Origin of the sequence: Youngiibacter fragilis 232.1 (assembly GCF_000495435.3) — a bacterium.
In the GTDB taxonomy this organism is placed as follows: Bacteria; Bacillota; Clostridia; order Clostridiales; family Clostridiaceae; genus Youngiibacter; species Youngiibacter fragilis.
The window spans coordinates 20,877-32,617 of sequence record NZ_AXUN02000164.1 but is presented as its reverse complement, the minus strand read 5'-3'; the positions used below and the strand labels follow the sequence as shown (position 1 = coordinate 32,617).

Sequence of the window (11,741 nt, the reverse complement as noted above, 5' to 3'; positions counted from 1 at the left end):
AGTGGAACATGAAATATAATAATCGTGTTTGTTAATTTCCTGTAAGGATCCACTAGCCCCGGATCCTACAGTCGAGGATTACCTAAATACAATAGGAACTTAATTGTAGAGTTTCGGGAGGAAAGAAATGAAGTCATATTTGGCAAAACCAGGTGAAGTAGAAAGAAAATGGTATGTGGTTGATGCAGCTGGAAAGCCTCTCGGTAGAGTGGCAAGCCAGGTCGCTACCATACTTAGAGGAAAGAACAAGCCGGAGTTCACACCTAACGTGGACACAGGAGATTTCGTAATCATAATCAATGCTGAGAAGGCTGTGCTTACAGGCAAGAAGCTTGACCAGAAGATGATGAGGCACCACTCCAACTACCCGGGAGGACTCAAAGAGACTCCTTACAGGGAAGTAATGGAGAAGAAGCCGGAGCTCGCTTTCACTGAAGCGGTAAGAAGGATGCTCCCGACTGGAGTCCTTGGAAGAGCCCAGCTGCTCAAGCTGAAGGTTTACAGAGGATCTAGCCATCCTCATGAGGCTCAGAACCCTGAAGTTCTTGAGCTTAAGTACTAGAAGGACTGAGGGAGGATAAAAATTATGGCAAAAGTACAGTACATAGGAACTGGCAGAAGAAAGAAGTCAGTTGCAAGAGTCAGACTCGTACCAGGCGAAGGCAAGGTAACGATAAACAAGAGAGACATCGAGAACTATTTCGGACTTGAGACTCTCAGGACAATAGTTAATCAGCCGCTTGTACTCACTTCCACAAAGGACAGCTACGATGTTCTCGTAAATGTTCACGGTGGTGGATTCACAGGACAGGCAGGAGCAATAAGACACGGAATTTCCAGAGCCCTGCTCAAGGCTGACGTATCTCTCAGAGGAGACCTCAAGAAAGCAGGATTCCTTACAAGAGACCCAAGAATGAAGGAAAGAAAGAAGTACGGTTTGAAGAAGGCGAGGAGAAGCCCTCAGTTCTCAAAGAGATAAGGATTACTATCCTGTCACGTATTGCAAGAAAAGTTACAGAACCTTCCAGGATTTGCCTGGAAGGTTTTTTATTATGCATTTATGATTCGAGAACTTTATAACCTGGATTCCCGAAAATTATAACGATGGAGGAGTTATTCCTTAAAAAGCCCCGATCAAGGGGCTAATAATTACTCAAGCAGAAAGTCTATGATATTTTTTTACCTTGATATTTACAGAGATAGTGAGGTAAATATTCAATGGCTCTTTTTTATCATAAGACTAACGAGGCTTAATCAGAGCACTTGAGTGGCATAACGAGTTTAAAGCCAATGAAAAATCGCTAAATCCATTGGTTTTCAGCGATTTTTTCTAAAATTCATTGTTATGTTTCCCGGCAATACAGGTTATAATAGCACTGATTTTGGATAAGTCATGATGCTCAGGACCTTCTTCAACAGGCTCGGTGGGTTCCATGTGCAGTACAATGTGGTTTCAAGGTATACACTGAGGGATGCGCAGCTTCATCCTGAAAGTCGCAGGGACCTCATTGTCAGGGTAGCCGGTTATTCGGCATTATTCAATGTGCTGTCGAGGAAGACACAGTATGACATAAGCGACAGGACAGAACAGACAATCTGATGAAAACTATGATAAGAGGAAGGTAAGGATCGCATGTTCATAGATACCGCAAACATAAATGAAATCAGGGAAGCGCTTGGTACTGGAATAATAAAGGGCGTAATGACAAATCCCACAATACTGAAAAGGGAATGAAGGATACGAAATGGGCAGCTTGATGACATCCTTGCGCTGGGACCAGGCATGATCTTCGTTCAGACAGTATGCCGTGATGTAGAGGAGCTCTAAGAAGATTACCTGAGGTTAAGTGAGTACGGCATATCGTCTGGCAGGGAAATTGTAATCAATACTCCGATGAGCTTCATCGGCCTTGAGCTTGTGAAGAGGATAAAGGAACATGACAGCGCTGTCCCTGTTCCGGGTACGGCCAAATATTCCGCGGACCAGGGTATATTAAGCTCAATTGCCGGATACGATTATCTGGCGCCTTACGTGAACAGGATGAAGAACTGCAGAAGCGACCCGTGCCTTGAAATCAGGGAAATGCGTTCATTCATTGACTACAGGGGATTAAAGACCAGGATACTTGCAGCAAGCTTAGAGGAGCCGTCACAGGTGACAGATGCATTGGTTGCTGGCGCGCATACCTGTACAGTACCACTTGCGATACTCAAAGCTATGATGTACATGAGGCTGCACTTTCTGCGATCGCGGTTTTCGACAGTGATGGTGAAATCCTGGGATAAACATATCTGATAATAATATTTGCAAAGTCAAGGTCCTTATAGGTCTGACCCTGCCTTTGCAAATGTTTACGAAGAAAATGAACGTTAATTCTATGTTAATTCACATTACACTCCATTAACAATTGGAGAAGATTCCTGTATCATGTTAACTGGACTTACATGTGTAGTTTTCTGTAAACGGAGGAATAATTGTGGATTTTGAAATGATACTAGGTCTACTCGGGGGTCTTGGTCTGTTCTTCTATGGTATGAAGATGATGGGAGACGGACTTGAAAATGCAGCAGGTTCCAAGCTCAAGTTCATTCTCGAAAAGGTAACTGCAAACCCTATTAGTGCAGTCCTTGTAGGTACTATAGTCACTGGAATTGTGCAGTCAAGCTCAGCAACCACAGTAATGGTTGTCGGATTTGTGAATGCCGGTCTGATGAACCTGGCTCAGGCTACCGGTATCATAATGGGAGCCAATATTGGTACAACAGTCACTGCGTTCATAATTTCTCTTGACATGGGAATGATAGTTCCGGTTGCCATATTCTTCGGAGCGGTCATGTTCATGTTCTCCAAGGCAAAGAAGCGCAGGGACCTTGCGAGCATCCTTCTTGGCTTCGGTCTCCTCATGGAAGGTATGGAACTGATGAAGGTTGCCATGTCTCCTCTGAAGTCATCACCAGCCTTCGAGCAGATCATCCTTGCCATCGGTACCCAGTGGTACTTTGGAATCCTGCTTGGTGTAGTTGCAACTGCTGTAATCCAGTCAAGCTCTGCAACGACTGGTATACTGCTGGCAATGACTTCAACGGGCAAGATCACCATGGAGATTGCATTCCCAATCCTTCTCGGAGCTAATATCGGAACCTGTGCCACAGCTCTCCTTTCTTCAATAGGAGCCAACAAGATAGCAAGGAAAGCAGCTGTGATCCATCTGATGTTCAATACCATCGGATCAATAATATTCCTGCCGCTTGGGCCTCTTATGATAAGCTTTGTAAGAAGCTTCACTGCGCCTGATAATATAATGATGCAGATCGCAGATCTGCATATCATGTTCAATGTGCTGAATACAATAATCCTTCTGCCGTTCTCGAACATTCTCATAGCAGCCGCCAACAAGATCATCGGACCGGACGAGGTAAGGGTTTCAGTTACTGACAGACTGGACAAGAGACTTCTCCAGACACCTTCCATTGCTGAAGGGCAGGTAATCAACGAGACTGTAAGGATGGCTGAGATCGCAAAGGAAAACTTCAAGCTTTCCTTCGAGGCATTCCTTGAGAGCGACGAATCGAACGCTGAGAGGATATTCGGCAACGAGAGGACCATCAACGAGCTTAATGAAGGTATCACGAACTTCCTCGTGGAGCTCTCATCAAGCGATATTGACATCAATGAGTTCGGAAGGATTGCATCTACCTACCATGTCCTGAACGATATCGAAAGGATAGGCGACCATTCTGAGAACATAATGGAGCTTGCCCAGGAAAAGATCAGGAAGGGAGTCGAAATGACTGAGGATGCGGTCGAAGAGCTCAAATCCATGTTCACGTATTGCATAGACGCCCTGAACATTGCAATCGAAAGCTACAAGAACAATGACAAGAAGCGTGCTGAGACAATGATAAGGGTCGAGAAGCGCATTGACGAGCTTGAGAAGGAGTACAGGGAAACTCATATCAGAAGGCTTAACCATGGGAAATGCACACCAATAGCAGGAATACTCTTCCTTGACCTGATATCCAACATGGAAAGGGTAGGAGACCATGCGAACAATGTAGCTGAGGCTGTATTGGGAAGATATGAAGAATAGATGATACCAAGGGCCGCTGGAAGCGGTCCATTTTTTTGGCAGAATGTTCAAAGAAAATTAAGGTCCAGGTAACAAAGCTGGTATATGCTATATACATATATAAATATTGGGGGTGATGTATTTGAAGAGATGGCAGCTGAATATTATCAATTCTTTTCTTCTTGTCTCGCTGATAGCTGTCGCTTATGTCATGTTCAGAAACATCGTCACTCCGGAGCTGAAGGCTGAAGAAGCAGCTTCCTTGACAATGACAATCAGTGCTTCCGGTGATGTGGAGAAGCATGTCACCGGTGCGGATGACCTTAGGAGATTCATCAAGGTCTTCAATTCAATAGACCTGAGATATTCCCCGCTGGGAGGAAATCCCGAGGAGTGGGCGATGAAGGTCCGGGTCAAAGCTGATGAGCCGTTGGACATCCTTGTCCAGGATGACATGATAAGGGTAGGGAAAACATGGTACAAGGCAGACAGGGAAAAAATCAATGAACTTCTGTTCCTTTATCCGGAATTTGGATATCCTGCTGTAAAAGTTGCAGAGTAGGATTGGAACATGATCCGCAGAGGCCGCAAGGCCTCTTTTAAGTTAAGTTATTTTTTTGTCAGGTTTAATTTATGTTATAATTTTTGTTATGTGATAAGAAAGTGATGGTTAGTAGAGATGGAAGAGACCAAAAGTAAGGGCAGAGGAAAATTCAATATATACGCGTACATCAAGAATCCAGTGAAGGCCGATATAATAAGGCTGTCATGGCCTATAGTTCTGGAACTCATCATGGGGACACTTTTCGGTATGGTGGACATGATCATGCTGGGGAGGCTTTCGAACCTGGGAGAGGCTGCGGCATCGGTGGCTGCTGTCGGAATAACCAACCAGCCGATGTTCGTTGGGCTTTCCCTCGTACAGGCTCTGAACGTAGGCGGGACGGCCATGATTGCTAGGTATCTGGGATCAGGCAGGAAGGACAGGATCGAGAGCACGCTTAAGCACACCATAATACTGAACCTTCTGGGACTTGGAATACCCTTGGGAGCTCTTGGAATAGTATTTTCGAATCAGATCATGCAGTTCATGGGCGCTGGGCAGGATGTCATCGGCATAGGCAACCTGTATTTCAGGATCATAATGGTCGGTTTCATCTTCCAGTCCTTCAACATGTCGATAACCGCGGCTCTTCGCGGAGTGGGGCAGACTAAGGTTCCCATGAAGATCAACATCCTGGTCAATTTCCTTAATGTCATAGGAAACGCAACACTGATCTACGGACTTTTTGGGGCGCCAAGGCTTGGCATCACAGGAGCCGGGATTTCCACAGCGCTCTCAAATATCATAGCAAGCATGCTGCTCCTGGCATTTGTCCTGAAGGGTGATAGTGTGGTGAGACTCAACTTCAGGAACAGGTTCAGGTTCAACCGTGACATAATGACTAACCTTGTCAAGATAGGGGTTCCGGCTTCGCTTGAATCGCTGGCCTTAAGGGTTGCCATACTGATATTTGTTAAGATTGTTACCGGACTTGGCACTGTGGTATATGCAGCCCATCAGATAGCCTTAAGTATCCTGGGGCTTTCGTTCCAACCGGGTCAGGGCTTCGGTATCGCCGCATCATCGCTCGTAGGAAGGTCACTGGGTGCAGGAAATCCTTCCAAGGCGGAGGAATATGCCAAAGAGACCAGAAGAATGGGTTCTATAGTATCATCACTGATTGCGGCTGCATTTTTCTTCTTCGCTGAGCAGATCGTGTCACTTTATTCGGCTGACCCTGAGATCATCAGGAATGCCTCAGGCGCTCTGAGGATAATCGCGCTTGTGCAGCCTTTCCAGTCTTCACAGCTTATCCTAGCCGGAGCACTGAGAGGCGCAGGCGACACGTTCTGGCCGCTGCTTGCTACCTTCATAGGCGCACTCCCTTTCAGGCTGATAATAGCCTATGTGCTTGTGAACAATTTAGGCATGGGACTGACAGGTGCCTGGGCGGCTGTCCTTGTGGACCAGCTTGTCAGATGGTTCTTCGTGATAACCAGGTTCAGGACCGGAAAGTGGAAATACATAAAGATAAGATAGAAAGAGGACGCAGCCCTATGGAAATTCGGCTGCGTCCTTTCAGTTCTAGAACGTATCAAGACCATGCTTAAGTTTTACTGAATTGACCTGCGAACAGGTCAGAATGTCGTCACCGAGGTTGTCTGCCTTCCTTACCGCTTCGACTATGGCCTTCTCCACAGCCTTTGCGGCAAGGGTACCGAGAAAGCTGAGGTCAGTTTCCTCGCTGCCGTTTGCCATGACGAACAGGGTATCGCCGTCAACCATGGTATGGACTGGCCTTATGGCCCTGGCAAAGCCGTCCTGGCCCATTGTTGCAAGCTTGTTCGCCTGTGATTTTGTAAGCTTCGCATTGGTCAGTATGCAGCCAATTGTGGTATTTCCCCTGAACTTCGCTTCCATACCCCTTATCATAAGGTCTTCGGTGGATACCGGGAATCCTGCGACCCTTGGCCCTGCCATGAGCTTGCCATCGTCATATACGCTCCCGAAGGCATTGACAGCTACGATAGCCCCTAGCCTTACGCTTCCAACCTCATAGGCTGCTGAGCCTATGCCGCTCTTCATGGCGTTCTGAGGTCCCATGACCTTGCCTACCGTTGCACCGGTTCCGGCGCCTCTGGAGCCGTCCTCGTAGTTGCCTGGATATGCATTAAGGCAAGCCTCATACCCCATCGCGAGGTCAGGCCTTTTTACAGCTGACCTGTACGCAAGGTCGAAAAGTACTGCAGACGTTACTATCGGGACCTTTACGACACCGGTGTCGAAGCCTATGCCCTTTTCCTCCAGGAACCTCATGACGCCGGAGGAGGCGTCAAGTCCGAAGGCGCTGCCTCCTGCAAGCACTACGCTGTGGACCTTCTCCACCATTTCACGGGAATCTATGAGGTCTGTTTCCCTTGTTCCCGGGGCACCTCCCCTGACATCGACACCCGGTACCGCACCATCCTCGCAGATGATAACTGTGACTCCTGTACCTGCATCCCTGTCCTCCGCATTTCCTATCCTGAAGCCCAATTCCCGTATATCTATTTCCTTCAACCCAATCACTCCCTTATCTACTGTCATCAATACCTAAATTATATATCACAACCGTGTGGGTTGCCCATGGCAGCGGGAAAAATCAGCTAATCACTTTGTGTGCATATTTACTGATTTTTTTCCTGAAAATATCCAATATGCTTTTCATGCGGAAAAAATCATGATAAAATCAAATACATTAAGTTTCAACGGGAACAGGGGCTTTACGCCCTGTAGTCGGGTATCGTGGCCAGGAGGTAGAATATGGCATATTATTCACAGACAACAGGTTTTTATAAGGGGAATGACCCTAAGGAGCTTCTGGCTAAGTTCGGAAGCCCCCTTTACGTATACAGTGAGGAGATCCTCAGGCAGAAGGCAAGGGACATGAAGAACCTTGCTGACCTTCCGAACTTCCAGTCCAACTATTCAGTCAAGGCAAATTCGAATGTCAGCCTTCTTCGGATCATCCACGAGGAGGGACTCTACGCTGATGCCATGTCGCCAGGGGAGATACTTGCACTCGAGGCTGCAGGTTTTGAGCATGAGAAGATATTCTATGTGGCAAACAATGTAAGCTCTGAAGAGATGAAGTTTGCACTGGACAGGGGGATTATAGTGAGTGTTGACTCACTTGACCAGCTTGACCAGTTCGGAAGGATCGCTGACGGCCTTGAAGTTGCCATCAGGTTCAATCCGGGTGTCGGAGCAGGACACAGCGAGAAGGTAGTGACCGGCGGAAAGAAGACCAAGTTCGGCGTTTCCATGGATGACATTGACAAGGTCAAGGAGATCCTTGCCAGGAACAAGACCACCCTCATAGGAATCAACCAGCACATAGGCTCTCTCTATATGGAGAAGGACCCGTTCATAGCTGCGGTAAAGAATCTGCTTGAGATTGCAAAGAGCTTCAAGGGACTGAAGATAATTGACTTCGGCGGCGGCTTCGGAATACCCTACAAGAAGCAAAGCGGACAGGAGCCTCTAGACATAGCGTCATTAAAGGATGAATTCACAGAGGTGCTGAAGGCATGGATGGCAGAGACCGGCGAGACTCCTCTGTTCAAGATAGAGCCTGGCAGGTATGTCGTGGCTGAATCTTCCATACTGCTTGGAACTGTCCATGCAGTAAAGGATAATGCAGGTACAACCTATGTAGGTACTGACCTTGGCTTCAACGTACTGGCAAGGCCGATGATGTATGACAGCCATCACGACATTGAGGTATATCCCAATGACGGAAGGGCCCTGGGTGAGGTGTTCGAGCAGACTGTTGTCGGAAATATCTGTGAATCAGGGGACATCATGGCAAAGGGAAGGCTTCTGCCGGAGATCAAGACCGGTGATACCCTTGGAGTGATGGATGCAGGAGCCTATGGATTCTCAATGAGCTCAAACTACAACAACAGGCTTAAGCCTGCCGAGGTCCTTATCAAGGCAGACGGGTCAGTGAAGCTCATAAGAAAGATGGATAATTATGAGAGTTTGCTTATAAATATGTTAAATTTGTAAAAATAGCGCATGAATATATGGCTGCAGGAAATTTCATTTCCTGCAGCTTTTTCTTTGTTTTTCAATAAATACGATTACATTATGAAGGATGCCTTTTCCTAATATTCAAAAATGATCAAATTGGACTCTAATGGACTCATAATATTCACAGAATAACAGGTAGATATTATGAAATTGGACTCTAATGGACTAAAAAACACTTGCAACATGCGTCCAATGTGTTAATATTATGGTGAATAGAGACGAAGACTGTCAGGAAATAGGTGAATGATTTGGACATTACCCTGAACAAGAACAATGGCAAACCGCTTTATAAGCAGCTATACGACCAGGTTTCCGAGCTGATAAGGAAGAGGGAGCTTGAAGCAGGCTACAGGATGCCGGCTGAAAGGGACCTTTCACTGGAGCTTGGTGTTAGCAGGAATACCGTCAGCTCGGCATACAGGGAGCTTGAGGCTTCAGGCCTTCTGACATCCAGGCAGGGCAAGGGGACCTTCGTGTCCGATGATGCCGCAGGATATGGAAGGGACAGGTACTTGAACCTTCACAGGCTGCTTGACCAGGCGATAGATGAGGCTGCCGCCCTGGGTGTAGACGACAAGAGCCTTTCAGGTATGCTTGAGGACAGGATCAGGGTAAGGGCAAGCGGATTGTCCGGAGCGAGGTCAGTGTTCCTGGAGTGCAACATCGAGCAGGCGAAATTCTTCGCGAAGGAGCTCACGGAGCTTACAAGGATCCCATGTCAGCCACTTACTATCTCAGACCTGGAGTCCATGGACGAAGATACTGCAAGGAAACTCCGGGAAGCGAGCGTGGTGATAGCCACCTTCAACCATGTAAGGGAAGTGGTGGAGCTTGTTGGAGATTTCGGGAAGGAAGTCCTTGGGATAGCTATAAATCCTGACCTCGAGACCATAGTCAGGATAGCGAGATACCCGGACAGCATGAGATTCGGATTCCTCTGCATATCTGACCAGTTCATGCAGAAGACCAGGCAGGCCCTTGAGTCTGCAGGACTCGGGTACCTCTCCATAGAATTTTCAAACACCAGGGACGAGGAAGAGGTTAAGAGGCTAGTGGAAGAGAATGAGGTTCTCATAGTATCTCCGGGCAGGATGAAGGACATTGAAAAATACAACGCAGATGGCAAGGAAATCATAGAGTTCCAGTATAACCTGGATGAGGGCTCGGTAAAGGCCCTGAAGAGCAGACTTACAGAACAGAGCCTGATGTAGGCAGAAGGAGCGATTGAAATGGAAAAGAAGACAATAGTACTTGGAGTAATAGGCTCTGACTGTCATGCAGTCGGTAACAAGATCCTTGATTATTCCCTTACGGAGGCAGGGTTCAATGTTGTCAACATTGGTGTCCTTTCACCTCAGGAGGATTTCATCAATGCTGCAATCGAAACGGACGCGCAGGTTATCATGGTGTCATCGCTTTATGGCCATGGCGAGATCGACTGCAGGGGAATGAGGGAGAAATGCGACGAGGCAGGCCTTAAGGATATCCTCCTGTATGTCGGAGGGAACATAGTGGTTGGAAAGCAGGACTTCAGCGAGGTAAAGGCAAGGTTTGAGGCCATGGGCTTCGACAGGGTATATCCTCCCGGAACGACTGTCGATACAGCTATCCATGACCTCAGGGAGGACCTGGGAGTTACAGAAGAAGCGATAGGGGCATAGCATGAGGGATGCGTATCTCTTCATCGATTTTGGAAGCACATACACAAAGCTCACTGCTGTTGATGCGAATGCCGACGAGGTGATTGCAACCGGAAAGGCATATACCACGGTTGAGACAGATGTCCGGGAAGGCTATCTCAATGCGATGAAGGAACTTGAGGGTAAGACAGGGGAGCTTAACTACATAAAGAGGCTTGCATGCTCATCTGCGGCCGGAGGACTGAAGATAATCGCCATAGGGCTGGTGCCTGAGCTTACGGCTGAAGCTGCCAAGAGGGCGGCACTCGGCGCAGGTGCCAGGGTCACAAGGGTCTACAGCTTCAGGCTCAACAAGGACGAGATGCGGGAGATCAAAGGGTCCAATGCTGACATGATACTGCTTGCTGGCGGCACCAACGGTGGAAATTCTGAGGTCATCCTCCATAACGCGAAGATGATCAGGGAGTTTGAAATAGATGTACCGGTTGTTGTAGCAGGCAACAAGAGCGCGGTGGATGAGATAAGGGATATCTTTGAAGATGCCATAGATTACCATATAACGGAAAATGTCATGCCGAGCCTTAACGACATCAATGTTCTTCCTGCCAGGGAGACCATCAGGACCATCTTCATGAAGAGGATAGTGAAGGCCAAGGGGATGTCAGGAATGGAAGGCATGATAAGCGGCATACTGATGCCGACTCCGGCTGCGGTCCTAAAGGCAGCGGAGGTCCTTTCCATGGGTACCAGGGATATGGAGGGTATAGGCGACCTTGCGATAATCGACATTGGCGGTGCGACGACAGACGTCCACACCATTGCCGAAGGGGCGCCGAGCAAGCCCTCTGTTATTTTGCGCGGACTTGAGGAGCCTATGTCAAAAAGGACGGTTGAGGGTGACCTGGGGATGAGATATTCTGCCATGTCGCTTTACGAAGCCGCTGGAAGAAGGCTTGTCAGGAAATATCTTGACGAGGGGAAGTACGACTTTGAAAAGGAATTTTCAAGGCGGCATGACAATACGGCCTTCGTATCGGTTGAAGAGTCTGATATCCTGTTTGACGAGGGAATGGCCAGGATATGCTGCGACATGTCAATGAAGAGACATGCGGGAACGGTCACCGCCATATATTCGCCTCTTGGGATGATGTTCGCCCAGGAGGGGAAGGACCTTTCAGAACTTCCCTATGTCATCGGGACCGGAGGGATCATCGTATACAGCAGGAATCCAGGAGAGATCCTCAAATCTTCGGTATTTACGATGGATGACCCTGATTCGCTCAAACCGAGGCATCCCAAATTCCTCTATGACAGGGAATACATCCTGTCAGCCATGGGCCTGCTTGCAATGATAGACAGTGAAAAAGCGTTAAGGATGCTGAAGAAATATATGGTCAGCTGTTAGGAGTGGGA

At 47.7% G+C, this 11,741-nt stretch carries 12 protein-coding genes and 1 pseudogene; 12 read left to right on the top strand and 1 reads right to left on the bottom strand.

Going from position 1 to position 11,741, the window contains the following annotated elements:
* The first annotated feature begins 127 nt into the window (after positions 1-127).
* From rplM to T472_RS07975, 8 genes and pseudogenes are all read left to right on the top strand, one after another.
* Positions 128-562: a 50S ribosomal protein L13 gene (gene rplM, locus T472_RS08005; RefSeq protein WP_023388351.1), complete on the top strand. Its 435-nt coding sequence runs from the start codon at positions 128-130 to the stop codon at positions 560-562.
* Between the two features lie 24 nt (positions 563-586).
* Positions 587-979 (top strand): 30S ribosomal protein S9, encoded by a 393-nt coding sequence (gene rpsI / locus T472_RS08000; protein ID WP_023388352.1) that lies wholly within the window; start codon positions 587-589, stop codon positions 977-979.
* Positions 980-1,393: 414 nt separating this feature from the next.
* Positions 1,394-1,600, top strand: a pseudogene (locus tag T472_RS07995) (glycine radical domain-containing protein); the annotation flags it as partial.
* Positions 1,601-1,633: 33 nt separating this feature from the next.
* Entirely contained in the window at positions 1,634-1,735 is a 102-nt protein-coding gene (locus tag T472_RS20490; protein ID WP_152975144.1) for a transaldolase family protein, read from the top strand.
* Between the two features lie 102 nt (positions 1,736-1,837).
* Positions 1,838-2,296, top strand: coding sequence for a transaldolase family protein (locus T472_RS07990; protein WP_341372045.1), 459 nt, complete (start codon positions 1,838-1,840; stop codon positions 2,294-2,296).
* 193 nt (positions 2,297-2,489) lie between these two features.
* The gene (locus T472_RS07985) at positions 2,490-4,091 is read left to right on the top strand and encodes a Na/Pi cotransporter family protein (protein WP_040907112.1); all 1,602 of its coding nucleotides are present in this window, start codon (positions 2,490-2,492) and stop codon (positions 4,089-4,091) included.
* Positions 4,092-4,212: 121 nt separating this feature from the next.
* Positions 4,213-4,632: a hypothetical protein gene (locus tag T472_RS07980; protein WP_023386375.1), complete on the top strand. Its 420-nt coding sequence runs from the start codon at positions 4,213-4,215 to the stop codon at positions 4,630-4,632.
* A gap of 117 nt (positions 4,633-4,749) precedes the next feature.
* Complete coding sequence (locus T472_RS07975) at positions 4,750-6,153, top strand: MATE family efflux transporter (RefSeq protein WP_023386376.1); 1,404 nt, start codon at positions 4,750-4,752, stop codon at positions 6,151-6,153.
* A 45-nt stretch (positions 6,154-6,198) separates the two neighbouring features.
* On the opposite strand, the gene T472_RS07970 is transcribed toward T472_RS07975, so the two are convergent.
* Positions 6,199-7,200, bottom strand: coding sequence for a P1 family peptidase (locus tag T472_RS07970; protein WP_023386377.1), 1,002 nt, complete (start codon positions 7,198-7,200; stop codon positions 6,199-6,201).
* 216 nt (positions 7,201-7,416) lie between these two features.
* Between T472_RS07970 and lysA the strand changes: the two genes are divergently transcribed.
* The 4 genes from lysA (at position 7,417) to glmL (ending at position 11,733) form a co-directional block, all read left to right on the top strand.
* The gene (gene lysA, locus T472_RS07965; protein ID WP_023386378.1) at positions 7,417-8,664 is read left to right on the top strand and encodes a diaminopimelate decarboxylase; all 1,248 of its coding nucleotides are present in this window, start codon (positions 7,417-7,419) and stop codon (positions 8,662-8,664) included.
* A 272-nt stretch (positions 8,665-8,936) separates the two neighbouring features.
* Complete coding sequence (locus T472_RS07960; protein WP_023386379.1) at positions 8,937-9,899, top strand: GntR family transcriptional regulator; 963 nt, start codon at positions 8,937-8,939, stop codon at positions 9,897-9,899.
* Positions 9,900-9,917: 18 nt separating this feature from the next.
* Positions 9,918-10,349, top strand: coding sequence for a methylaspartate mutase subunit S (gene glmS / locus T472_RS07955; RefSeq protein ID WP_023386380.1), 432 nt, complete (start codon positions 9,918-9,920; stop codon positions 10,347-10,349).
* A 1-nt stretch (position 10,350) separates the two neighbouring features.
* A complete protein-coding gene (glmL, locus tag T472_RS07950; RefSeq protein WP_023386381.1) occupies positions 10,351-11,733 on the top strand; it encodes a methylaspartate mutase accessory protein GlmL in 1,383 nt (460 codons plus the stop codon).
* Positions 11,734-11,741: the final 8 nt, after the last annotated feature.

What these genes read in the sequence shown, in the direction of transcription:
- rpsI (WP_023388352.1), top strand. Translation starts at nt 587, where the DNA reads ATGGCAAAAGTACAGTACATAGGAACTGGCAGAAGAAAGAAGTCAGTT.
- T472_RS07975 (WP_023386376.1), top strand. Translation starts at nt 4,750, where the DNA reads ATGGAAGAGACCAAAAGTAAGGGCAGAGGAAAATTCAATATATACGCG.
- glmL (WP_023386381.1), top strand. Translation starts at nt 10,351, where the DNA reads ATGAGGGATGCGTATCTCTTCATCGATTTTGGAAGCACATACACAAAG.
- glmS (WP_023386380.1), top strand. Translation starts at nt 9,918, where the DNA reads ATGGAAAAGAAGACAATAGTACTTGGAGTAATAGGCTCTGACTGTCAT.
- lysA (WP_023386378.1), top strand. Translation starts at nt 7,417, where the DNA reads ATGGCATATTATTCACAGACAACAGGTTTTTATAAGGGGAATGACCCT.
- T472_RS07970 (WP_023386377.1), bottom strand. Translation starts at nt 7,200, where the DNA reads ATGACAGTAGATAAGGGAGTGATTGGGTTGAAGGAAATAGATATACGG.
- T472_RS20490 (WP_152975144.1), top strand. Translation starts at nt 1,634, where the DNA reads ATGTTCATAGATACCGCAAACATAAATGAAATCAGGGAAGCGCTTGGT.
- rplM (WP_023388351.1), top strand. Translation starts at nt 128, where the DNA reads ATGAAGTCATATTTGGCAAAACCAGGTGAAGTAGAAAGAAAATGGTAT.
- T472_RS07985 (WP_040907112.1), top strand. Translation starts at nt 2,490, where the DNA reads ATGATACTAGGTCTACTCGGGGGTCTTGGTCTGTTCTTCTATGGTATG.